The sequence below is a fragment of the Streptococcus oralis SK304 genome, from assembly GCF_000287715.1.
Classification (GTDB): Bacteria; Bacillota; Bacilli; order Lactobacillales; family Streptococcaceae; genus Streptococcus; species Streptococcus oralis_Y.
The window spans coordinates 363,858-388,394 of the sequence record NZ_ALJN01000006.1; the positions used below are offsets into that span (position 1 = coordinate 363,858).

24 protein-coding genes are annotated in these 24,537 nt (G+C 39.6%); all 24 read right to left on the minus strand.

The features are described 5' to 3' along the window. Window positions 1–24 precede the first annotated feature (24 nt). Window positions 25–4,362, minus strand: coding sequence for a PBECR4 domain-containing protein (locus tag HMPREF1125_RS04945; protein WP_000244579.1), 4,338 nt, complete (start codon window positions 4,360–4,362; stop codon window positions 25–27). After that, complete coding sequence (locus HMPREF1125_RS04950) at window positions 4,353–4,616, minus strand: hypothetical protein (RefSeq protein ID WP_000449753.1); 264 nt, start codon at window positions 4,614–4,616, stop codon at window positions 4,353–4,355. The genes HMPREF1125_RS04945 and HMPREF1125_RS04950 overlap by 10 nt, the downstream gene beginning before the upstream one ends. 20 nt (window positions 4,617–4,636) lie before the next feature. Beyond that, a complete protein-coding gene (locus HMPREF1125_RS04955; RefSeq protein ID WP_000619817.1) occupies window positions 4,637–6,436 on the minus strand; it encodes a VirD4-like conjugal transfer protein, CD1115 family in 1,800 nt (599 codons plus the stop codon). Next, on the minus strand, window positions 6,433–6,951 hold the full coding sequence (locus HMPREF1125_RS04960; RefSeq protein WP_000371854.1) for a hypothetical protein: 519 nt from the start codon (window positions 6,949–6,951) through the stop codon (window positions 6,433–6,435). Before HMPREF1125_RS04960 ends, HMPREF1125_RS04955 begins: the two co-directional genes overlap by 4 nt. 12 nt (window positions 6,952–6,963) lie before the next feature. Next, entirely contained in the window at window positions 6,964–7,803 is an 840-nt protein-coding gene (locus HMPREF1125_RS04965; RefSeq protein WP_000286064.1) for a hypothetical protein, read from the minus strand. Continuing rightward, window positions 7,757–8,029, minus strand: coding sequence for a hypothetical protein (locus HMPREF1125_RS04970; protein WP_000163600.1), 273 nt, complete (start codon window positions 8,027–8,029; stop codon window positions 7,757–7,759). The genes HMPREF1125_RS04965 and HMPREF1125_RS04970 overlap by 47 nt, the downstream gene beginning before the upstream one ends. Further along, on the minus strand, window positions 8,026–8,670 hold the full coding sequence (locus HMPREF1125_RS04975; RefSeq protein ID WP_000781848.1) for a hypothetical protein: 645 nt from the start codon (window positions 8,668–8,670) through the stop codon (window positions 8,026–8,028). The genes HMPREF1125_RS04970 and HMPREF1125_RS04975 overlap by 4 nt, the downstream gene beginning before the upstream one ends. Before the next feature lie 19 nt (window positions 8,671–8,689). Further along, entirely contained in the window at window positions 8,690–11,326 is a 2,637-nt protein-coding gene (locus tag HMPREF1125_RS04980; RefSeq protein WP_000463016.1) for a phage tail tip lysozyme, read from the minus strand. A 25-nt stretch (window positions 11,327–11,351) separates the two neighbouring features. Continuing rightward, the gene (locus HMPREF1125_RS04985) at window positions 11,352–13,706 is read right to left on the minus strand and encodes a VirB4-like conjugal transfer ATPase, CD1110 family (RefSeq protein ID WP_004181553.1); all 2,355 of its coding nucleotides are present in this window, start codon (window positions 13,704–13,706) and stop codon (window positions 11,352–11,354) included. Continuing rightward, window positions 13,666–14,013: a PrgI family mobile element protein gene (locus HMPREF1125_RS04990; RefSeq protein WP_000197459.1), complete on the minus strand. Its 348-nt coding sequence runs from the start codon at window positions 14,011–14,013 to the stop codon at window positions 13,666–13,668. Before HMPREF1125_RS04990 ends, HMPREF1125_RS04985 begins: the two co-directional genes overlap by 41 nt. Next, window positions 14,010–14,231, minus strand: a complete 222-nt coding sequence (locus HMPREF1125_RS04995; protein ID WP_001047223.1) for a hypothetical protein — start codon at window positions 14,229–14,231, stop codon at window positions 14,010–14,012. Before HMPREF1125_RS04995 ends, HMPREF1125_RS04990 begins: the two co-directional genes overlap by 4 nt. A 61-nt stretch (window positions 14,232–14,292) precedes the next feature. Beyond that, the gene (locus HMPREF1125_RS05000; protein WP_004181673.1) at window positions 14,293–15,405 is read right to left on the minus strand and encodes a hypothetical protein; all 1,113 of its coding nucleotides are present in this window, start codon (window positions 15,403–15,405) and stop codon (window positions 14,293–14,295) included. 59 nt (window positions 15,406–15,464) lie between these two features. After that, the gene (locus tag HMPREF1125_RS05005) at window positions 15,465–15,890 is read right to left on the minus strand and encodes a hypothetical protein (RefSeq protein WP_000619801.1); all 426 of its coding nucleotides are present in this window, start codon (window positions 15,888–15,890) and stop codon (window positions 15,465–15,467) included. 15 nt (window positions 15,891–15,905) lie between these two features. Continuing rightward, window positions 15,906–16,655 (minus strand): hypothetical protein, encoded by a 750-nt coding sequence (locus HMPREF1125_RS05010; RefSeq protein ID WP_001076659.1) that lies wholly within the window; start codon window positions 16,653–16,655, stop codon window positions 15,906–15,908. Window positions 16,656–16,682: 27 nt separating this feature from the next. Beyond that, on the minus strand, window positions 16,683–16,907 hold the full coding sequence (locus tag HMPREF1125_RS05015; RefSeq protein WP_000340303.1) for a hypothetical protein: 225 nt from the start codon (window positions 16,905–16,907) through the stop codon (window positions 16,683–16,685). 73 nt (window positions 16,908–16,980) lie between these two features. Next, on the minus strand, window positions 16,981–17,478 hold the full coding sequence (locus tag HMPREF1125_RS05020) for a hypothetical protein (RefSeq protein ID WP_001224302.1): 498 nt from the start codon (window positions 17,476–17,478) through the stop codon (window positions 16,981–16,983). 63 nt (window positions 17,479–17,541) lie between these two features. Then, window positions 17,542–21,249, minus strand: coding sequence for an SspB-related isopeptide-forming adhesin (locus HMPREF1125_RS05025; RefSeq protein WP_000137073.1), 3,708 nt, complete (start codon window positions 21,247–21,249; stop codon window positions 17,542–17,544). 21 nt (window positions 21,250–21,270) lie between these two features. Further along, window positions 21,271–22,083, minus strand: a complete 813-nt coding sequence (locus tag HMPREF1125_RS05030) for an LPXTG cell wall anchor domain-containing protein (RefSeq protein ID WP_001035907.1) — start codon at window positions 22,081–22,083, stop codon at window positions 21,271–21,273. A gap of 18 nt (window positions 22,084–22,101) precedes the next feature. Next, window positions 22,102–22,404, minus strand: a complete 303-nt coding sequence (locus tag HMPREF1125_RS05035; protein ID WP_000564613.1) for a hypothetical protein — start codon at window positions 22,402–22,404, stop codon at window positions 22,102–22,104. Between the two features lie 289 nt (window positions 22,405–22,693). Continuing rightward, window positions 22,694–22,903 carry a helix-turn-helix transcriptional regulator gene (locus HMPREF1125_RS05040; RefSeq protein WP_000043822.1) on the minus strand — a complete coding sequence of 70 codons (210 nt, stop codon included), beginning with the start codon at window positions 22,901–22,903 and terminating at the stop codon, window positions 22,694–22,696. 2 nt (window positions 22,904–22,905) lie between these two features. Next, window positions 22,906–23,040, minus strand: a complete 135-nt coding sequence (locus tag HMPREF1125_RS12925; RefSeq protein WP_000475615.1) for a hypothetical protein — start codon at window positions 23,038–23,040, stop codon at window positions 22,906–22,908. A 19-nt stretch (window positions 23,041–23,059) separates the two neighbouring features. Then, window positions 23,060–23,209, minus strand: a complete 150-nt coding sequence (locus HMPREF1125_RS12800) for a hypothetical protein (RefSeq protein ID WP_000910112.1) — start codon at window positions 23,207–23,209, stop codon at window positions 23,060–23,062. Continuing rightward, a complete protein-coding gene (locus HMPREF1125_RS05045; RefSeq protein ID WP_000763714.1) occupies window positions 23,203–24,327 on the minus strand; it encodes a replication initiator protein A in 1,125 nt (374 codons plus the stop codon). Before HMPREF1125_RS05045 ends, HMPREF1125_RS12800 begins: the two co-directional genes overlap by 7 nt. After that, entirely contained in the window at window positions 24,327–24,509 is a 183-nt protein-coding gene (locus HMPREF1125_RS12725; RefSeq protein WP_009729741.1) for a hypothetical protein, read from the minus strand. Before HMPREF1125_RS12725 ends, HMPREF1125_RS05045 begins: the two co-directional genes overlap by 1 nt. Window positions 24,510–24,537: the final 28 nt, after the last annotated feature.

A 24,537-nucleotide genomic window follows, 5' to 3' on the forward strand; every position in this document is an offset into this window, starting at 1 on the left:
GTTTATTTGGGGTGTCCCGTTCGGTCATTTCGAGAAACCCTTCTCTTTTTTTGATTGTGCATCTGCTTTCAACTCCTGCTTGTGATCTTCGACAGCCTGCTTGCTCTGATCTTGAAACTTCTCTAGTTTTTGTTCAAAACTACGCTTCGTTTGTTTCTCCTGACTCAATCTTAATTGTTCCAATGCTTGATCCATCCGAACCATTAAACTTTTAGCTTCTTGTTGGACAATATCCAACTGTGCTTCTAAATCAGCAAGTGTCTCCTTATCTGCAGACCACCCAGATAGATAGTTAAAGGAATACTCTGACGTATCAATACCATAGTATGAAGAAACGACATAAGCGACACTTTCAGCCTGGAGTTCAGCGGTGCTTCTAGTTAGATTTTCCTTTTGAGGATTATCTGCATGATGCAACTCTGCATGAGCCATTTCATGTAAGAAAGTTTTAATAATTTGAGCCTTGTTCATCTCATTACTACGTAAAACAATTTGATTTTCTGGGACAGAATAATATCCATGTTTATTATTTTCCATCTCTTCAAATCGAACCGATACATCATTTTCTTTTGCAATAGCCATTAGGGCACGGTAAAGATTTGCATAGTCCAAATCAGTCAGCTGTTCTTTCACTTCTGCAGCTTTTGGCATCTCCTTTCCTTCTGTCTGACTAACATCAAAAACTGGTACCAAACCAAAGAATGTAACTGTTTCTGGTTTCCCATTTTTATCCAGTATTGGTTGGTTATTCTCATCCTTTTTGATCTTCGTCATAGGTTTAAAAATACGTAAAGCCTTCTCACCTTTTTTCACATAGCGACCAAAGTTTTCTTTCCACTGCTTGAAAGAAGCTACTTGCCTTGCTTCAGGATTTTGTGCAAGAATTAAGCGTAAGTTGCGATTAGAATAATTATTTAGTTGGCTCATTTTCGTTAGATAGTCTTTGTACTTATCTGAATCCAGAAACTCCTTAATCCCTTCTTTAAAATGACGACTTAATCCTGCCATATCTTTATTTTGAATAAAATCTACGACTGCAAGACTGCCAGCTGCTAACACAACTTCGTCCGCTTGTAGACTCTCCTCGCCCTCTGGTTTAGAACCTGGTTTCGATCTAAAATCATACGGATTCGTTCCCTGAAGCAACTCCTCCTCATCAGAAACACCATCAGCATCCGCATCATGTTCCAACTCCTGCTTGTTGTAGCCTTGTTCTTCTAGTTTGATTTCTTCCTCTTGTGATTTCTCAAATTCTTCTCGGACTGTGGAGATCGTTTGTTCAACTTTTTCTGATAAACCTTTGATTTCTTTTTGCCATTTTTCAATAAGGGCCAATTGTTCCATAGGTGAGTCTTTGACTCCCAACTTCTCAAACCAAGCAGATAGATTTTCGACCTCAACACTATCCATTCCATCAAAAGAGATAAATCCAAGGCGACCATCATGACTACTATCTGTAAATCCAATTGGACTATTTTCCAAATCTCCAAATGGGAGTTGGGATAAAAGTTGATCTGCGTAAAGAGTATCTTCTAAAGCGTAACTGAACTGAGAAATATCTAACTCACTCGCCAATCTCTCCAGATGATACGGAGTGAATATGGCCCCATCTATCTTCATCAATTCTGGGTACTCTCTCATTTCTCGTGTTCCAAGTCTTTCTTTGTGAGCGATTGGGTTAATCTCATTCCCAATATCGTAACGGATGCCATCCTGGATCAGTTCACCATCGGGAGCGTAGATACTAAACTGGATCTTAGTTGGAGAGATGTAACCTTCTGGGCGACCATCAGTCACTTGTTTTAGTCCTTCCTGATGTAACGGATAGAAGCTCTGATTGGCCTTGTAAAGCTCTCTAGCAAAATCTTGATAAGATATCAGATCTGTTTCTTTAAAGGGCAATTTAGGCCCATCTGGGCGCTCCTCAGCCCATTGAAGGCGTACATGGTAGTTTTCTTTATAGATATGATCTTGTTTCCATTCTTTATAAAAATCTGAATTTGTGTCTAGAAGATGATCTTCTCCAGCTGCAGCAACAATCTGGTCAAATTTATCATTGTACCGTTTCGCATAGTCAAGATACTGATTCCAGGCTTGATGAAATTCTTCTGGAGTTTTTGAGATGTCACCTGGCACACCTAAATTATAGACAGTATCTAGGACTTGAGTAAACATAGCTGAATCAAGTAGTAAGCCATTCAGTGTGTTTTCAGGAGTTATTTGTTCAATTCCCTTAGTTGTATCAAGCTTGATTTCTTCAAACAAGCCATCTTTCAAAATGGTTTGCAACTCATTTCCTCTATCCTTGACATAATCCTCATTGATAGACAACTGTTCAATATTACCATCACGTTCACGAAAGACAGCAAGTATAACTTTTTCCTTAGTTTTCTCTACATCAACTTTTAGATCTCTCTTGATTTTCATGAGAGATGCAGGGACACGTTCTTCTCCTATATCTTTGAAAAGAAGCAAGAAATCCTCGTCTTTACTCTTGATAGCTTCTGAAAAGTTAAGTCGTTGCGCAATTCTCACTTCGTCTAAGTTATCCAAAACAAACGATTTAGGATCAAGAATATCCTCTAGCATAGGAATAACTTGTAATTTTTCTTTTAGACTATTACTAACCAGTATTTGATTATAGTCTCCCCTTCCCTCAGCAAAATCGACTACAAAATCTCCAGCATTCCTACCTGGAACAACTGGCCTGATTCCTGTTAAGTGTAAAAAGTTTTCTCGTTTAAAATTAACATCTAGCAAACTCACCTCTCCATTATTGGAATAGAAATAATAGATTTTACTATTCGCTAATTCCTCTAAATACCATTGAGATGATTTCTGAATAGAACCAGCGTACTGATTCATTCTTTTCAAATCATCAGATGTAATTGGATGGTATTTCGATTGTCTTCGTTGCACTTCCTCAAAAGTTGTGCTAAAATGTAAGTAACGATAGGGTGATGTCGGGTGACTGGCAACAGTTTGCTCAAAGGTTGCTGATAATTCAGCTTCAGGTTCGGCACTGCCTACAGCATCATGCTGTGAATAGCCCTCTCCACCACTGGCCCTATCATTCATTTGCTCCTGGGAACTCTCAGGAGCTTTTTCTGTGCTCTGAATTTGTTTTTTGGGCTCCCTACCATCTCCAAGAGGATTGGAAGGTTTTTCATAGGTCACTGTTTTGTCCGAATCAATAACCATTTGTTTTCTAGGCTCTACTGAAAAACCTATATTATTCCAGTTTTCCTTCAACCACGCTGCATCTTCAGGAGAAAGGTGGCTGGTATCAGGAAAAGAACTTGACGAGTGAATTTCCTCAGTCTTCTCCATTTGTTTTTCCTGCCTCAGAATCTCATTCCAGTCTGTCTTCTCCTGGCCTTCACGTTGTGGTGGTCTTGCATCGATAACTGGGATTTTCTTCTCCCGTAGTTTGGTGATAAAGTCTGTACCTGCTTTATCACGATCAACTGCCAACGTGATGAGATCATCGTATTTGTGATCTTGGAAAAGTGTGGAGGTTTCCGCTGCAACAGATAGGAATCTCGAGGTACGTGTTAGTTCGCTAGACTTGGTATAATCCCTTTCATCCATCGCAATCTCCCCTCGATCCTGTAACATTTCAAGAACATAGTGGGATAATACTCCCTCTTTCAATCCTTCCATCGCAACTAGTCGAACATCGTTTAATTCGCCCTTATGAAGCTCATAATAGCTCATAAGGTCAATTGGTGCCTCTGTCACAATTAAACGCTCAGGAGAGCCTATAGAAACGTTTAAGCCACTGATAGCCTCTGATTGATACATGATTTGTTTCAAGTAGCCCTTACCTGGATGACGTTCTTGATCAGGAACAAGTCCCTGAAGGCTCGCACCTACCAGTTGCTGATTTCTATCCAAGTATTTAAAAACTAATACGTCTTCTATAACGCCCTCTTTGTCCTTACGTTTAGCTTGGGCAATTACTCCCTTCTCAAGGAAGAAGTCGATTGTATCATCAGAGAGACCTCTAATCTCCTTAAGATAGGCTCTCGCCTCCACAAATGGTTGTTCGTAAGGCGCTAGTGTATAGTTGAAGGGTTTTCGCTCTTCCTCTACTGGTTTTGCTTCAGGAAAGGAACCTGTCTCCAAGAATACCATAGCATCTTTATAGCTGACATTTTGCATTTGTTGCACGAGATTGATAGTATCGCCAAATAGGTTTTGAGAATACCAATGCCAGGTATTTTTCACAGTATCAATCTTAAACGAGTCATGCTCGGCCCAGTAATACTCTCGGTGTGACTTTCTCTTCATTTCCATTCCGAGACTACGAGCTACTTCTAAAATATCCAGCGATTTTGCCTGTGCTTTTGTTAAAACCATCCTGTTTCCTCCTCGACCAATTCCTTGAATAAAAGATAACCCTCAGGAGTTGCATCTAGTTCACTAACAACTAATGGATCTTCCTGATTCGTTGTCACAAAAAGATGAGGAGCTAATTGATAAAAACTCTCCTCATCTGCCTGTATAAGTAGCTGCCAAATAGCATAACGTTCTGTGGCTAAATTTTCTAGCTTTAATGCTAGAACCTGCGAGATACTCTCCAGGTATCCTAATTGTGTTTTAGGTGTTTCCATCCTACTATCCTTTCTGTATGTTAGGCCACGAATAACTCTTTTAGCTGCGGAGTCAAATCGTTGGCATATAAAAGCAAGCCGTCGATGTCTGTTCCTTTTCGAGTGTATTCGTACCAGTTTTCTTTGCCTTCAGGGGAACTTGCAATCTCATCTTTTCTAGGATGATCATAGACACTTGCTTTTTTATCTCTGAAGACATTTTGTTTAGAAATAAAGACCAATCCTTCTTCTACCCCAATTCTTGCGACTTCATCTGGAGTTAGAAGGGGACGGCCTTGAATTTGTTTATTTTCACTTGATGATCCATTACGATAACTATGCGATTTTGAGGTGGATCTAGTACGTATAGTCTGCTTACCTGACCTTGTAGAATAGTATTCCATCGTATCCTTGTCATTTGTCCCTAAAAATAGGTGAGTAGCACAGTTATTAAAGATGGTCTTCCAATCACTTTTATAAAGTGATTCTAGCTGATTGACAGCTTGGATGATAATCTTAATAGACATCTCACGACTACGAATAGAAGAGAGGACCTGGGCGAAGTTTGGAATACGGCCAATTTGTGCAAACTCATCGAAGATAAACTGAATGTGGCGAAGATTTTTTCTACTGTAGCCAGGTACTTTCCCTTGCAAGATATCATCAGCCTTATGTGTAAGAACCTCAAAACCAATCGCAAACAAGATTGAGGAAAGAAAATTAAAGGCGTTATTGGTTTCAGGAATAGCAATAAAAACAGCTGTCTTTTTCGTATTCCAGGTATCCATTTCCATGGTATCCTCACTGATCAAGTTTCGTACATCTTCATGATCAAAGATAGAATAGCGAGAAGACAAAATCGCTACCACACTGTTTCTTGTCTCGCCTCTGAAGTTTTGGAATAATTTCCACTGTTTATAAGCATAGTTGTTAGGTTGATGTTCGTTCAGTTCTTCAAACATCTGCTCGACAGGGCTTGGTACATCTGGATCCTCTCGATACATATTTCTTAATAGATCCGCAACGTGGCCTAGGTTTGGCATATATAACTGGACTCCAGTTTCAGGATCCTTAGAGTCAAAATAGAGATAACCAATCAATGCACGTTGCAGCATCAACTCTGCTTTAACCCAGAAGTCTTCTCCAGTATGCTCACTATTCTTCGTTCCCTCAGTAATTGCTTCAGAGATACGATCAATATCTAGCTCAGACTTCATGTAATGAAAAGGATTAAACCGATCTGAATTCTTGAGCCGAATCAAATCAAAGATTTTAACAGCATAGCCAGTTTTCTCAAGCATCTTCCCAACTTCATGTACCAGGTTTCCTTTAGGATCCGTCACAACAAAGTTTGAGTTCATCTGCATTAAATTTGGCAATACAAAAGTAAAGGTTTTACCATCTCCTGGAAGACCAATGACAATCACATTTTTATTGAGCTGAACATTGTAGGCTAAGCGAAAGTTAAATAGGCCCATTTTGACCTGTTTTGAAAAAATCATATTCTTCTCAAAATCAACGTCTTCAAACCGTCTCATTTCCTTCAAAGTCGCAAAACGAGCACTACCTTGCTCTTCTCCCTGACGATATAAATTCTTATCCATAGAAGCATAGACAAGCATTGGGAGGCCGAATCCGATCAACCCTGCATATAAGGCTCCTGAATCAAAGAAAACACCGAAAGAGAAGCGTTCCCAGTGTTCTAGCAACCAACGAAGCCGCAACATTCCCATGAAAGGTACTGCTGCAGTCGAAAGTTGGTAGTAATGGTAAAAGGACTGGAAAATAACAAATGAAAATAGCCCCACCACCAGGTAGGGCCATATAGGTTTTCTAATCATCGTGTCTTCTCCTTCCCAATCTCCTTCGTAACTACTGGCATCGTTCCTTTATAGACCTTATTTGTCTTATAGTAATTGATTTTATCTTCAGGAGTCATTTCATGTGGTTTCTTCAGCACCTTTTTCGCAAATTCTTCCAATTTTTCTGGGCTTTTCGTGATGTCTGCCAACATATCTTTGAGAGCCTTTTCTACCAGGGGACGATTTTTTGTTTCAAAGAAGAGATAGGTTGTACCATCTTTTTGATGATAAGTAAAACCTATCTTATACTCCTCCAGGTAATGCTTCAACTTGGCCAAGTGAACTTCACTATTTAACAACTTCTCGACATCTTTTTTTGATTTGGTGGCCATAAAATCATTAAAACGTGTCTCCCCTTCAAAAGTTCGATTTGCCGCCTTATGTTGTTTCTTGTCATAATGGGCTTTTGCGAGGGCATACAGAGCTTGTATCGTCATCTCCAGAGTAACTTTTCCTTTTAAAGCCAGAGAATGACTGACTTTTTCTTGATCCATGTAATACCTCCTTTATTTTGGATAATTGGATAGTTCTGGCTTAGCAATAACCTGGAATCCGTAAGGCGCTGAAGGTTCTTCCTTCACAGTAACTACCAAGCGTTTCTGACTTCTGTTCTCACCGTCTTTCACGGCCACTACATAGGTTAGCTGATAAGTTGTTTCATCAACAATCAAGCTAGATTCCAAAATCACAGACTGCAGTTGACCTGCTTGTCTATCTATCGTTAATTGAGGAGCTACGAAATCAGTCATTTTCCCTTTATCAGAGTAAAGGGCTGGCAAAAAGTAACGTGAAAAGGCATCTAGTTCTCCTGTTTTTGACTGAATAGTTTTTAGATTTGAAAGTTCCTTGGACAAGGCCGAGAGTTGCTTTTCTTGATGGTAAACTAGCGTAAGGGATAAGCCAGCAAGTGTCAGACTTCCTACTAGACCAAACAACACCAGAACTCTTCCTAAATACACCCAAAAAGAGCGTTTAGAAGAGGTTCGAGGTTTGGGAGTTTCATGTTTCAAGGAAGTGGCTTTAGCTTTCTCTTCAGGAGTCTTCTCTTGATGTTTTGTTTTTGGCTGGCGCTTAAAGAGTGAGCTTTTTGATTCTTTTACTTTAGCCTCCTTGTTATTAACCGTACCAGGCTTCAGGAAGAGGCTATCTGCGATCCCCTCAAACGGCAAATAGACATCTTCTTGGTACACCACTACATTCTTTTTATCCAGTTCCTCTACCAATAAAACGGCCTCTGCCTCCTGGTGTTTAACCTTAGCATTTTCTCGCTCCAGCGCTTGATACACAAGGTCCCGATTTTTATACGTTGTGGTCGTGTTTTGTGTCAGATTGATTAAACGATACATCTTTTTCAACTCCTTTCAATTTTCCTTCAGCAAGAGCTGTTTCAATATCAGCCCAGGTTAAATTATGTTCGGCCAAGTAGTTTGACCGTTCCTCATGTTTGGCCAGAATGATTTGAGTTTCTAGCTGCTGCAGTTTCTCTTCTTCCTTCTTGGCCTTGGCCATATAGTCAGCTAAGCGGTCTTCCGCTTTCTGTTTTTGTTTTTCCAAAGTTTCTAATTTTGTCATTGTTCCTTTTTCCCTTCTGTACTTTGTGTTTGGTTAGTGATTGGTTTGTTTAACGATGGAATACTCGCCTTTTCGCTGGTGTTCAAGCTGTCCACAATCAAAATGGGGTCAATATGATTTACCAGGTATTTCCCATCTTGCTTGCTGAAGCGAATCCGTATGGTTCTTGAAGATCCTACGTTTGTTTGGGCGTTAGTATAATCATACTTCTTCTGTAACTGTGTCTGAGTGTATCTCACTTGAGCTAGGGCAACATGGTTTTCTTGATCGATGTAGATGGTAGAAGACTTCATCTGTGTATCCACTACATAGCCCTTATAGGTTTGTACCGTTGGTTCTTCTTCAGAGTTCACTTCCTGATTGTAAGCAGCTTCTGTCATATAGGGCAAATAGCGATTTCTATTTTCTCCCAGATCCTGCTTATTGAAGTAAGCCGTCAAAAATTCCTTTACATATTCTTGCGTTAGTTCGCTTCCCTCTGCTTTGGTTTCTTGTTGCGTAGTTTCAGCTTCCTGTTTAGCTTTCTTTTGTGATGAGGTTGCTGCTCCAATCCAGAATACGAATCCTAGAACTAGCACAACTCCTATAAAGATTCCTCCTATTTTCAGGAGTTTCAATTTCTCCATATCTATCATTTTCATGATTTACCTTCTTTCTTTTTTAATTCGGTGTCGCAAATGTATAGTAGTCAGCTGGATAGAGAACACGAAAATGGACCTTATCCTGTACACCTTGGACATTACATTCCGAAACTAGGAATGAACCGTCTGGGTTCACAGCTTCCACAATCGCAACATGACCGTATCCACCTGGTGTCCCACCAAATCCACCTAGAATTGATACAACAGCCCCTCTCGTTGGTGACGTACTGTACTTCCATCCTTTTGCGACTAGGCTTGTTACCCAATCCTGACCATTTCCAAGGTAACCATAGGACCCTGATAAGTCTGTAATCGTTCCTAGTTCAACTAAACGATTATACGCATACCAGGTACATTGACCAACTGGGTAGCCGCTTCCTTGTTGTGTAGTCATAGAAGCTTGTGTAGGAGGGTGCTCCACTTTTGACTGATACTCGGCAGGGAAATTCCAGGAAGATGCTAACGCTCCACCTCCTCGAACTTGTTGAGTAAGAAAAGCGTGGATCTGCTTAGCATTATTCTGGCGCTCTAAGACCTTATCTCCAGAGTTTCCTTCCCAATTAACCAGAAAACGCTCTGTAAGCGTCTCTACATCCTCTGTACTAGTTAGAATTGAAGTTAGTCCTGTGATATAGTAAGGAGTATCCCCCTCCAACATAAAATCCAGTTGCAATTCCAAATCATACCACTTCTTATTCTTAGATTTTGCATAGTTTAATAATAGAGTATGTCTCGTGGAGCCATCCGCTGTATCTGTCCACTGTCCCAATCCTAAACCTCGTCGAAGAATATTTGGGTATCTCCCGTTATAAATCGCTGGTCCTCCTATAGCTAACCAGGACTCATCATCCCATGAAGAAGAATCAGCCCCTACTGGTGGGCTAAGATAGTCTCCTTCAGCACGTTTAGGATTGATATTACTTTCAGTTGCAAAGTTCCCAAGCATGGCTGCCAAACCATTATCTGTTAGCCCTGGTACCTTTTGCTTCAAGTAATCTTTTATCGCTCGTGATTTTTGCCCCAAATCGCCATTAAGTGTGGTAATGACTGAGGTTGTCTGATTGTACGTGACAGATTGAAAGTAAAAGCCTGGATTAACTGATGTCCACTTTTCTTTCTTATCCTTTGTCTCTTTTTCCTCCAATTTTTGATACTGAATGATCTGGTAACCATTTGCCGTTACCTTCCCAACCTCATCTCCAGCTTTGACCTGATCACCGTCAGAAACACGGATATTTCCTACCTCTTCATAAGTAAAGATGGCTTTATCTGTTTTGATGGATACAGTAGTATCACCTGTCACACTGACTTGACCGTCAATAGGAGCTCTTAGAGCTTGTCCTGTTGAAGCTTTTAGTTGTGTTTTTTCATAAATTTCACTCTTAGAGGTATAACCAAATCTCTTCAGGATAACTAGAGGAGCTTGATAAGAAGGGTCGTCTTCCTGGTAAAAAGGGTTAGCTAGTTCTTGATAAGAGGGGTATCGACCAACCTCTTTAGTCAACTCCTCTAGCTCTTTATACTCTTCCAGCTCGCTATCACTCAACTTAGCCCACTTTAGTTCTGATGAGGGACCATATAAGTCAACCATCTTTTTCAAGTTGTGAGGGTCATCATTCAAATGATTCCAAAGATCATTCAAGGCATCAGAATAGTGATTAAAACCTAACGCCCCAGCCCATTCACCACCAGTCCCCTCATTCCAGTTACTTTCTGGTTTCCAATCGCTACCGTAGCGAAAGTTCATGAAAAAGATCATGTCATCGATGTTTGTCCAATAGTCTACCTTATCATTGGACTTCTCTCGATCTCGTTTACTGATTTGAAGCCAGGATTTGTTCAAGTCAAATTCATTTTGTTGGACAGGACCACTTCCTCCAAAAACAGACATAAATATCCCAAATACTGCAAAGATGAGAAACATTAAGAAATAGGACTTGACAGCTAAAGGATTTGTTAAAATCGAACGTAGTATTTTTGACGAAAACTTTAAGACTTTTCCTGTACGTTTTGATGCCTTCCCAAACTTTGAACGTCCCAGTCGCTTTTTGGCATGTTTCATTTTTTTGCTGAGTTTTCCTTCCCAGGAGAACTCTTTTGGTGTTCGAGTATACCCTCGCCCTCTGATGAAATTATAGCTTTTATTGAGCTGTCCATAGCTGTGCTTGATTGAATACTTGGATAACTTTCCTACAGCATTTAACGCTCTTTTAGAGGCGTTTACCTGGTACTTAAATTGACGAATGTTTTGCCTCGCCTGAACCCAGTCTCCAAGAATCTCATTATCTCTGACTGTCTTCTCAACGTCGTGTCTCGCTTTCATTCGAGCACTTTGTTTTGCACGTTTCTTTAGGCGATTAGGGATATAACTGTCATCAGCCTTTTTAGCTCGTTTATAGAGCGTTGTTGCAATTTGTTTTTCTAACTTTGCTCGATCACGTTGTTGCTTAAAGAAAAGACCTCTAGCTGTTGCTTGAGGTCCTTTGTGTAGTTTATAATCTTTGTTCGCTAAGCGATAATTCTTCTTAGCTTTTTTAAATGCAACTTTTGAATCTAAACGTGCTTCTTTAGGAGCTTTTTTATTATTGAGGGATGTTCCTTCTTTGATTCTCCTCTTGCGCTCCTCTTTTAATTGTTTGGGATCACTTTCAAACAAAAGAAATCACCTCTCTTTCTATTTTTTAACTATCTGTCGCTACCAATTGATACAGTTTGGTATCTTTAGGGATAGGATTTTCAAATGGAACAATCGTATCTCCAGCCACGATCAAACCAGTACCTTTTGCTTTTGGTCGCAAAACAAATCGCTCCAGTGAAGGTGTAAGAGGGATGACCTGCTCCAGGGCTTCTAGGTCTGTCCGCTTCAGCTTCAGGAGGGCTAAAAACTCACAGTTTGCGACTAGCTTTCTACCTTCTTCTGTAGATAAAACAGTCTCTGGGTTCTGTGTAATTCCTGTTGGAATAGCCCCGTACTTACGAATACGTGAGTATAGTTCGGTAAAGAAGGTTGCTTGCAGTTTATTTTTGAAGTATAGCTGCAACTCATCAAAGTACAACCATGTAATGGTTCTACCTTGGTTATTGACTACCTGGTTCCAGATGAAGTCCTGAATCACCAGAAGGGCAAATGGCTTCAATTTACCACTCAACTGCTTGAGGTTAAAGATAATAAAGCGACTATTCATATTGACATTTGTAGGATGTGCAAAGATATCGTTTGAACCGATAGTATAAGGTTCTGCTTTCAGCGCCAACTCCTTGGCCACATCTTCAGGTTGACGTTCTAAAACAGCTTGCCAATCCTTAAATGTTGGTTTTTCAAATTCCTCATAGGTCTTTCTCGTTACACGGTCAATCATCGCAAATTCATCGTCTGATACTTCAGAGAATATATTCTCAAACAAGGTTGATAAGAGGTTTGATTTTTGGCCAATCGGGTCACTATCTTCTGCCTGCAGTTTATCCTTATCAGGGAGATCCAACAAGTTGAAGTGATGTTGTGACCCAGGAGCGATTGTGATGATTTCAGCACCTAATTCTCGGCCAATATCACTGTATTCATCTTCAGGATCGACGATAATGGTATTATCTTCAGGGTAACGTAGTTTGGTAGGAATAATCTCTCCTCCTTTGGCAAGAACTGACTTTCCTGATCCTGAAATCCCAAAGATACAACCTGAACCTGTATTCAAGTCTTTTTTACGGTCAACTGTGATAGCGTTCTTAGAGAGCTGATTCTGGCCATAATAAATTGCACGCTGACTGTCAGATCGAAGATCTACGTTGGTAAATGGAACTTGTGTGGCCAAGTTACTGGTAGTCATATCTCTCATAAAACGGCGTTTCACATTGATAAATGGAATCCCAATCGGTAGAATCGTATTCAAGGATTCTTCCTGGTACAAGTAACACTTATCCAGGTCTACTGTATTCTTACGAACAGATCGTTGAACCTGCTCTGTGTAGATATTCAACTCTTCCAGAGTGTCAGCCATGAAGAAAATCGTCATCACACCTGAAAACATTTTTTGGTCATTGTCCTGGAGTTCTTCAGTCCATTTCTCTGTTTCACGAGATGTCTCCACAGCTTTCCCACCAACGGCCAGGTCACTTCCATAACCTTCTTTTGCGGCAGTCTTCTGACTTTTGATCATTTCCCTACGTACACTTGACTTAACTGTCTTAATCTTCTTCAGGGCGTCTGCAGTATCATAGGGTTTCGCATGCAGACTGATAGCCAGTTCAATTCCTGTATCCAGGATATTCTTAATCAGTTTGTCATTCAAGAAGGTAGGATATTGTCTAACATACATCACCCTTGCGAAACAATCATCAATTCTCATATGATCTTTTTCAAACTTCAGATAGTTTGGAGCTACAAAGTCCCTGGTGGATAATCCAGAAATAGAGATGTCTTCATAGTTAAAATCAATAAAGCCTTCTCGCCTCAAGAGTTTTCGGAATATAAGAAGACGATCTAATCCCTCTAACTCCTTAAAGGAGATTCCTAAGCCACTGTATTGACTTTCAATAACGCTGGCTGTATCATCAAGGATTCTTCTAGCTTGATGATCCTGATCTGTTTGGGTTGTAATCGTCAGATATTTTTCTACCTTGAAGGTATTTTGTTCCTGAGAGAAACGATCATTGATCATCGCATTGTATTCTTTACGATAATCGTCATATCCATCTCCAACCAAATCATAGCGGATAGAAGATAAGCTGTTGCTTTCTACCCTACGATTCAGGATCAATAGCTGCATATCATTGTCAATGTCCAGCGAATTAAAAATATCAGCGCTTGTTTCAATAATATCAATTCGCTCATCATCTGTTGCAGTAATATAGCTTGTATCACCTAGGCGATAGGTCTTTGAAAATTGATCATTTGTAATTTTCATGAGGCCATCAGGCATCAACCATTGATAATTAAGACTATTCTGTGTAGATGCCGTCATGGTACGTCTTAGACGTTTGGCCCGTTCCCGTTCCTCCTTAGAGAGTTTCGGGGTTTTCTTTCGGCCGAATAAATTCATTTCTTGTGTATTCCTTTCTGTCATAATCTGTCTGATAAGAGCGTTCCTGCTTGGTTAACATGAAACGAACATTATCTTTAATTTTCTCATCGAAATAACACCCGAAAATAACAAAAGGCGCTAATAACAAAATATCAACGCCATAAAGAATAGTATCAGGTGCCTTCAGCCAATAGAGGATGGTTGTGACAACTACTGTCAATGCGATACCAAATAGTAGCACTAACTGTCTCAGTGTCATATACCCTAAAACTGGCCTTTCGTAGCTATCTAAAGCCTTTAAAAATTCACTGCCTAAACGTGTCATTCTGTTCCTTTCTTTCCATTATCTGGGCCGTAAAAGGTATCTACAATTCCTGCAGAGCGTAAAGCAGATTCCAATGCCGATCTCGCTAGCTCAGAAGCTGCAATACCTCTTACCTTCAATTCCCATAACTCTTCCTCTTTTTCCTTAATTAAATTATCCATCCAAGCATTGTCTTGCACAAGCTCATCTCGCCGTTGCTTGAGTTCTTCTAAATTCATACTTTATCCTTTCCATCAAAAAAACAGCTCTTCTTTAGAACTGTTTCATTACCTACTATTTTTATTTATTGAGAAGTCTTTGCCAGAACGATCGTTTTTGTAAATACTCTATCTTCTCTTCTGCTACATTTTTCAGTCTACGTAAACGTTGTGATTCATTGGTTAGACGTTGATTTTTAGAGATAATTTCTCCTTTTTCCTGCTTCAATCTTTGTTTATCTGATTCTAGTTTTTGATTATCCTTTTCTAACTTCTTGTAATACTCCTCCTCTTCGTGATAGTTTCTCAAGATTGTTTCGGCTTGCTTAATTTCTTTTCTCAGCTGGTTGACTTTCTCAGTTTTTTGATTGAAGTTCTCTTCCAACTTCTCAATTTTTGCCTGCAATTCCTGACACTGTTCCTCATAAGTTTTCAAAGTTTTGTACTTCCTTTCATTATCATCTAAAAAGACAAATGCTTCTATGTGGTATTTATCAAAATTCCCATACAGTTTATAGTTTGTTTCCTGATAAACTTTCCTCACTCTATCAGCAACACTTTTAACCTGTTCTGGTGAAGTAAATTCTTCAGGTACATAAATCTTAGTAGACTTAGGGAAATGAGCCTTGGCTTCAAACAAGGGAATGCCTTCTTTAGCTAATTTTATCCGTTTAACAGGTTCTGGTCTACTCGTTTTATAAAATTCAATACCCAGTTGACCATTTAAACGGTAGTATTCAGAATAAGGATAGGTCTCATCGATATCAATCAAGAGCTTTAGAATAACAAAGTCTTCATCTTCAAATACAATCCGTTGCATCGGAGAAATAGCTTTAGGAAAAATATAAGCCGTATGATTGTCATATTCAATCTGAAATTTCTCAATAGTCTTGAAAGCCTCGATAAAAGCATTCAGCTCAGAGGAATACTCAAAGCTACTTTCTAACCCCTTTAACGGGCTCTCTTCACCTGGATAGTAACTAAAGTATGGTTGACCTACATAGCGACCATCTTTTTTCTGGCTACTTCTTGGATTAACCTTGAGACCCGTTTCCAAATCAAAAAGAGTCGCCTGTTCTTTTGGTGTCGTAACAATTTGTGCTCGCCCCTTTAGAGCGAGTGCTTGAAAAGCATTCACAGTCTCTTCTTCTCCGGATTCTTTCCGCCATACTGCATAAAACTTTGAAACAGCCATACCATCCCTCCTTCAGCATTCTCTCTTCATTATACCATATCCTAATTCACCTCTTCTAACTATTGTGCCATTTTTTCTATCTTTCTCATGCTATAACTAGAAAAGAAAACTACAGTCAACGCTAAAGCCATAACTACAAAAACCATCCTCATAAACTCTACATTGTTGAGGTACAGGATTTTAAACACTGACATAAAGGAAGCGTTTCCTACTCCTAATATTTGAGAAAAGTGTGAATTAAATATTTTTATGGTTACATATGCAACAAAAGCTAAAAAAAGATTTATAGGTACTAAAACTGATAAAACAGAAGCACTGATTCCCCCTAAAATAGAAAATATTCTATACTTTTTATTTGTATCAAATAGACTATCTGTTTTTGTATCATATTTTCTGGTTTCCAACAACAAATACTCTTTGTTTCCTCTTGAATGCTTAGATGTACGTTTCTGCTTTAAAGCGAGAGATTTATTTTTTCTAATCATAAAAATAATTCCTTCCTAGTTCACCTGCATGATATTCTTAGCCATGCGTTGGCTGCCAAAGAGCACGATAATGTAAATAATTCCTTTAGCTATCGCAACTAAAGCACTTGTCCAGGCTCCAGTCTTATCAACGGTTAAGATATCATTCGTGACAATGGCTGGGTAAAGCATGATAATAACTACTAAAATCAATCCCTGAAGGACAGCAGCAGCATAGAGCTTAAAGAAACCGAGGCAGATTGGGCGTAAGCTATCCACCATGTAACAAGCGACAATAATTTTAGCGATTCCCTTATACGTGTAAAGCGTAAAGGAGCGCAACAAGATCAACAACTTAGTCGAGATTTGACCAATGAAATCAACAACATTATAAATAAACTGTAGCATTGACTTAGCCATCCAGTTCAAATTTGTCCAACTGAACTCAGCATCATTTTTTATCTCTTTAATTCCCAAGCTAGCAATAGATTTGATAATAACATTGAACAACCAAGACAAAGCATCAAAAATCGCATCCACATAGAGAATAAAGAAGAGGGCGAGGGCATACTTGAGAATCTCCTCAATCCAAAGCTGAAAAGACAACTCGCCTCCGTTGCTTTTAAGATGCTGGTGCCAATTCATGAGGTTGATCCCCATAAAAAGGAGAAGAAGCAAAATGGCGACCTTCTCCATCGACCCCGACACAGTTCCCATCAATTCATAGGCTGTCGCATTATAGTCTTTTAGACTCATGGTTAGTTGATCAAGTGTGGATTGGTTCATAAAACCACCTCCTTTTTCTTCCTCATACTAGCCAAGAGATTGGAGACCTGTTGCCAAGGCTGTAAAAAGAGCTTTCAAAACGGCACCAAGAAGTGCACCTAATATCAAACTTTGGATTCCTTTATCCTTCTTATCATCCAATTCACGTTTGATTCCTACCGCTAAGTCCCAGGCACCCCAAGCTGCCCAACCAATACCGATAATCCCACCGATATTTCCAATTTTATTAATAAAATCTACAACTGCATCCATTCTTTTTTCTCACTTTCTATTTATAAAAAAGGTACTAAGAAAGTTTCCTAGTACCTACTTTGTTTATTTAATACTATTTTTCATCCTCTGGACGAAAGGTTAGAGAGAGGGCTGTAATCACAGCCAAGACAACGATAATGGTCGTTTCCCACCAGTAATATATTGGAACCCCGTGAGGGAAAACAAAATCTGTCATCAGATTATTAAACCATTCTGGAGCAGGAATGTTTTGCCTAGTTAGCAAAACATATCCCTGTAATCCAAAACCTATAGCGAAGAAAGATACAGTCTTAAACACAAACCAACCAATTGCTGTCGCAATCAAGCTCTTAATCAGATTAAAGATAAAGAGGAGAAACATGAGTGGAGTCGCAACCATCAAAACGGCAGCTCTCGCAATCAGACTCGGTAGATTCTTTATTCCTAACCAGATGGCTTTTCCTAGCCAACGTAGACCTTTTTTCCACTTCTTCTCTTCAGGTTTGGTGATTTCTGATTTTGTTTGAGTTGGGGTATAGTATCTATATCCACTTCTAGTCACATGTGCATCCATTTTCGTGTCCTTTCTCATCTCTCTTCCCCCTCTTTTTTATGGCTTCATTATACCATAGACGAGGGGGAATTTCTAGATGTTCTATTTTTTATGTTTACGAAGCCCTGCTCCTGCAAGACTCAACAATCCCAAAATCATTCCCCAAGTTGGAAGCATGCTTGCTGCTGTTCCAGTATTTGGAAGCGATGCTTGTGGTTGTGGCTTGTGTGGTTCTTTAGGCTCTGGTTTTGGAGGTTCTGGCGTTGTGGTTGTCACTTTAGCCGTCATCTCTTGTAAATTGACTGTATTGATAAAGGTATTTTCAACCTTCCCAGCTACAATTCGCTCCACTTCAATATAGAAGTCAGAGTCAAATGTTCCTTGAACGCCAAGAGAGTTCAAGAACTCTTTATCAATAGTGTAAGCCCACTTACCTTCTTTCTCATTCCATGTTACTTTAACAATCTTCTTGATAAAGTCAGAGTTTGTACTTTGGTCAAACTCAAATTGGAAGGCATACACAGAGCCTTTAGCAATCTTGTCTCCTGCCTTAACCACTTTACCGTCATACAAGACTACATCATAAGGAAGAACCAGGTCTTTTTGAGCAAGGTATTCTGTCCCTCGAATAATACCAGACCAATTACCCGTATATCGATCATGCTTCAAGTCAAGCATATCAATACCATCATATTGGAAGAGGCTATCGTGTTTACTAGGGACGGTTACGCCATCGAGTAGATAGCGGATGTATTGGCCAATCTGTACTTCTTGGCCATCCAAGACTTTTTTATTATCCTTTTGATCCAGGGCATGTTTCTCTGGATTCACATCAGGAACCGAGACAGTGACAAGTTTTGATTGATAGCCATTGCCAAAGTCGATTTGCTTAAAGCTATTCTCAACTTTCTCCCCTGCTTTAACCAGGAGCTTAGCTGGAAGATCAACAGTAACATTCTTATTTGGTTTCACGTAGTTTTGATAGAAACTCTTGGAATCTTTTGCTACCCAGAGATAGAATTCACCCTTCGGATTCAAGTTCAATTCCTTCAGGATTTTATTGATTGCATCTGTACGTGCTTTGTGTGAGAGCACATGGTACATAGTAAAGAGCGCTTTAACGTCTTTACCTGCAGCAGTCATATTGATCTTGCTGTGGTCAACTGTGAAGGCTTTGTCTTGAACATCATCCAGGATAGCAAACTTCTTACCAAGTACCTGCGCTGAAGCAAGAGTTTTGGTGTATGGACTGTAATCTGTTGTCAAACGGAAGGTCACGTTGCGATCAAACGTTGTCGCACCGTTTATATTCTTACCAGAACGATCCAGAACCGATTTTACTGGTTTTGGAGGTCTTGATGTATAGTTTACCACAGTGTTTGAGAATACTTCATAGTTATTCACTAACACTTTATAAGTGTTGTCATAGAATCCTTTATCATAGATTGGCTTCCAAGTAATCACAGGAGCTTCTAAGCGTTTCCCTTCGTAGGTTGCAGTAAAGGTATAAGTGTTCTTTCCTGCTTCATAGGCAACGCCCCAACCCGCTTTCTCTGTAGCTGCCTTTGTGACAGCTACATCAGGAACAGCACCAGCTTCGAGTGGATCAATGATAGTAATCTTGTCACCTTTTTTCAGGTTCGCATAGACATTATCATGGGTCAATGTATAGGTCTGAGTAGAGTTTTTAGCAACTGTTTGGCCATCTGTGTTGGTCTTATCTGTATCTGCTACAGATTTGCTGACAACTGGCTTATACTGTAACTTGTAGCCGTGATAGCTTGCGGATAACTTCTGATTTTTAGTTTCAGAAATAGTTTTAAGAGCCAAGGTTGGCTTAACTGGATTCTTCGCTTTGACCAATTCAGCTGATACAGGTTCAGTCTTAACTGGCTTCACGGTTGTTTTTGTGATAGTTGCCGTAGCTGGAACTTCCACAACTGGCGTTACAAACCTCGTATTCAAAGCGAACCAATATGTTTGGCCACTTGGACTATCTGGTCCATCCCATTGGATAAATTCGGTTGTGAAGGCTGTCCCTTCCTTGAAAACACCAAGTGCAGCGCCCTTGTATTGGTAAGGTGAGTCAGATGTATCCCAAAGATGCCCTACATCTTCTTGGCGGTTGTAGTCTTCAGCATAGACATAGCCATAATCTTTGTTTTCTGTAACAGTTGAGCCGTTAATTTCAACGTGAGTTCCGTTAATGGCTTTCGCACCTTCCCAACCAATACGATTGTGATTGAGTGAAGAATAGGTCAAAGTTGCAGGAGTCTTTTCACTTGCTTGGAAGGTTACTTCTTTCCCATCCACATTGTAGTAGTAGGTATCCGTAACCAAGAAATTCATGTAGTCTGCTGATCCACCTGCTCCATCGTTACGAGCTACTACGAATCCTTCTGTTGGATCATTCAAGACATAGACATCATTCAATCCTGTCTTCCCTTGATTAAGAATCTCGAATTTTCGATGGATACGAGAAATATCATGCTTTTTACCATCTGCAGTTGAAACAGTCAAACCTTTCAGATTAGTGTAGTCAATTTCTGTTTTCCATCCAGTGCCAACATCCTTGTATTTTAAGACTTTGGTAGAATCAAGAATACGACCATATCCTGAAGAACCACTTGAGGAAGCAATATAACTTGTCGTTACTACTGTTGAACCTGAAGCAGATGACTTCACTGTTGCTTCAGGATTAGCTGATGCAAGACTGAGAGCCTGTAAGACAACCTCTTTTGTGTACCCTTCCGTACTTGTTTTAGCTTGAAGTTCATTGTATTTCTTCTGCCAGTCTGCTTGTGCTTTCTTAGCTTTGTCATAAGCTGCTTGGTTTTGTTTCCCAATTTGCTTCGCTTCATCAGCTGAAGAAACTTCCTTTGTTTTAGAAGTTAGAAGCACTCCAGTATTTTTCAGTTCGGTTGATTTGCGTTCAGCATCTTGATTTACCTGCTCACTAGCATTCTTCTTCTCTGTGTAGGCAGCCATAATCGCTTTGTTAAGCTCAACTTTTCCTTTTGCAGCTGCAATAGCCTGTTCGTTTTTCTTTTGTAGCGCCTCTACTTCTTTGACTGAAGAAACGGTACGTGTAACGACTTTAACATCAACTTTTTCTTTCTTCAGCTGTTCAGATGCGCTATCTACCGCTTTGTTTAAAGTATTAGCTTGCTTAACAGTAGTATCATAGTTCCCTTTTTCAACTAGGTAATCTGCTACTGCTTTCTTATTCTCTGATAAGACTTCCTTAGCTTTTGTAGCAGCTTCCTTGTTTTTAGATACTGTTCCATCAGTAGCTGTCGAACTGTCATTCGTCACTGTGACAGTTGTTTCCCCTTCATGCTTGGCTTTTTCATCAGCTACAAATTGATTGTTAGCTTGAATAGCTTTTTGCGCTTCCTTGAAGGCTGTGTTATTTTCGACTTGTTTTGTAGTCGCTTCTTCAAGTTCCTTGACTTGCTTGTCCTGATCTTGTTTAATCTCAGACTTAGACTGTTCAAGTTTTGGAGCAGTGGTATCTGTTCCCTTATCAACAATCTGAGTTTCAGAAACGTTCACCCCTGCTTCTTTTGCTTTTTCAGCAGCCTTTGTAACTGCTCCATTATCAATCGCTACAGACTGGCTTCCTGTTGCTTTACCAGCTTGTGTAGCATAAATATTATTGTCGTTTTTGCTTTCAGGTTGCACTGTTTCATCTGCAAATGCTGAACCTGCAGAGAAGGCTACAATACCTGCAACTGCAATTCCTGATACTAGGCCTTTAGCCCATTTTTTCTTACGGAAATATCCGTGTCCTTGTGTTTTTTCTGTCATTTTTCTTTCTCCTTCACTTAATTAAAATAGTTTCTTCTTGTAGAAATAACCTACTGCCGTCAACAACATAGCCCCAATAGTACCTAGAATGCTTTCTGCAGTTCCAGTGTTTGGAAGTGTTTTAAGTTTGCCTTCTTTATCAGTAACAGAGATAGTCTTATCTTCGTTAACAGTACCACCGATCTCTTCAGGAGCTACTACAGATCCATTTGAAAGGACTACATTTCCGTTTTGCGTGCTAACAATTGAAGCTCCTGTATTCGTTTCAACTGGTTCTTTTGTCACGTCATGCACTACTTGACCTGTTGAAGTTGAAGTAGTTCCAATTTGTGACTTACCTTGCTGGTTCGCTTGATCAGTTGTTTTTGGCTTTTCAGCTGGGACTCCATCAAGGCTACCTGCATTATCCTTGTCCTGTGGCTTGTCTGAAGGTGCTGGTTTATCTGTTGTCACTCCGTCAAGACTTCCTGCGTTGTCTTTGTCTTGTGGTTTATCTGATGGTGTTGGTACACCATCAAGGCTACCTGCATTATCCTTGTCCTGTGGCTTATCAGAAGTTGCTGGTTTATCAGTTGTCACTCCGTCAAGACTTCCTGCGTTGTCTTTGTCTTGTACACTTGGCGTTGTTGGGTCAACTGGAGTAACTGAAGGCTCTGCTGGCTGAGTTGCTGGTGCCTCTGTTTCTGTTGAAACGCTAGGTGTTGTTGGCGTAACAACTTCTGTTGCTGGAGCAGAAGAATCAATTGGTGCAAGCTCGTCTGCTGATACATAACCAGCTTGTGCAAGTGCGATAGTGGAAAGTGCTAGTGCAGCTAATACATTTTTCTTGTTCATTTTGATTTTTCCTTTTCTTTATTTAGTTTGGCGATTATAACCTCTTCCAGTTAAACGAAGTTCCATTCCTAATGGTGTCTTAACTTTTCGAGCTATAACTTGAGCATCTCTCTTAATAGTGCGAATTTGATCATAAACCTTTTTATAAGGCAAATGAAATTCAACATCCCTTAAAAGACCGTCTACGTATCCTTTAGCCTGTTTGACTGCATAGTCTGGCTTCAGGATAAGGTCTGTGCCGTCCTCTAAACGAGCCGTCGCACCTCCTTGTTTTCCTAAAACTTTTAAGTCCTTTAGGCTGACCGTTATTTCATCTATCATAGATTTCTCCTTGAAGTTGAAAGGCGAAATTTACGCCGTGCTGTGTAAAAACGTATTTTTACATCGGTATTTTATACGCTGGGTTTATAGTCTAGTAACCCTTACTCCTTCAGCTTATGACAGTTGTCATGCTTTTTCGTTCAGTGGCTGGACTAGATATCCTTTTCTAGTTTGCTACTCGCCCCCGTTTCTTTTTTATCCATAGCCACGCTGCATCAGGGCAAGCCTTGTATTCAGTTTTCAAAGGTCTATAGTTTAACGACTTCTCGGTCAATATGGTTTTTCTGTACTAAGTTTTATCTGATTCTAACAGGTATTCGATAGTTACCCCGAAGTATTCTGCTACTTTTTTAGCATTTTCAAGACTTATCTGACTATATCCTGTTTCCCAGTTCGATATTGTGTTGCGAAACACTCCTATCTGATCAGCCAAAGTCTGTTGTGATAACTTAGCCTGTTTTCGTAATTTTTTAATACGATTTTGTGTTTGTTTACTCACATCTACTTGTCTCCTTCATTATTTGGACTTGATAGTTTTTCATCATCCATTAGAGGAGCATTCTTCATCTCCAACATGACAAGCCCTATTCCATAAGCTAAGACCAATAAGAAAGCCATTGTAACTAGTTTAAACATTACTATCCTCTTTCTGTTGCTATGATAAGAAAATTTGGCTGAGTTTCTCAGCTCTTTCTTTTTTCGGTAAATCAAAAATAGCTTTAGGAACCATGTAGATTTTCTCCTTCGGGCTACGACCTATCGTTAGCAATTTACCATTAATTGGTCTAAATTCATCTTTTAACATGTTTCAACTCCCTTAGACAATTCTGATAAATAGCTATTGAGTTTCGTCTCCGACAGTTTATCTGGATAATAGTATGCAATCAGACTAGGGCACTCATCAGGGAATTTTCTAGCGTGCTCACTTTGTCCTGATAGCTCCATAAAGCCCTGTTCTTTTTCAATAAGCAGAGCCATTTTCCAGAAGTGAATCATCATTTTGTAGAAGTAGGCTGGGACATTCTGGATTGGTTTTCCTTCAGCCTCTCCGGTTTTGATTTTAAAAATCAATTTATCAAGCTCACGTTCAAGATCCTGCAGCCAAACCTCTCCATAAATTTCCTGATCAGCTAAGAGGTTGTTGTAATTCTTCTCAACTTGGCGTTTTGCTTGATAGATTTTATTTTCAAGAATTTTCGCATCTTTCCCAAACAAACTGAGTTTCTGAACTAGTTGAGGAGAAAGAAAACCATGTTGCCCCATTTTAAATGCTTCAGAGATTGATAAATCAGAAAGAGATGATTCGCTCTTGTATCGATTAGTATCGTAAAGAGTATCAATCTTACTCTTCTCTGTATTTATTCCGTCCGATTCGTGGACGTTTTGAAGTCCATTTTGCGGACGTCCGTTTTTGATACTTTCGCTATTACCAATGCTTTGGGGTACTTTTTCATATAGAACTTTACCAAAGGCATTAACCCTCTTCAGTAACTCACCATCAGCTGAATAGTGCTCCACTATTTCTAAATTAGCATCGACTAGCTGAAGATAAAGTCTATTCGGCTTATTGAGTCCCTGCCTAACTTCTCGTAAGAGACCATGTTCTTGTAGTTCTTTCTTGATCTTAGTAACCTTCATCTTTCCCTTATCCAATAGCAGCATCAGGTCAGAAACTGTAAAAATTAGAAAGACCGCTCCATTTTCATCAACGTAATCTCTATTTCCCTTCTGGAATGAACTGATACTTAATTTACAGCGATTATAAAGAGCGCCATAAGCTAACTTAGCATCAGATGAAAGACCCGTGTAAGAACTAGTCAATTTGACATAGCCGTTCTCATTGTGTTGAATACGGGTGAAAAAGATTTCTGGAATTTGATAAAAAGTTAGAGTGGCTAGTTGGTCAATCGTGATATCTGCCATTAGTAGCCTCCTACAACTTGTAATCTCAAGCCACCAGCTTCAGGAAAATAGACAAGATGAGTTTGTTCTAACTCTTCAATAGCTGCAATAGCACGGCTTTTAGTCCATCCCATTGTATTCATCAAATCTAAAATCATTACGTCTCTAGTCAACCTTGAGACCTTTGTTTGGTGTTGTTTCATAGGTAATCCTTTCTTGTCACAAACTAGT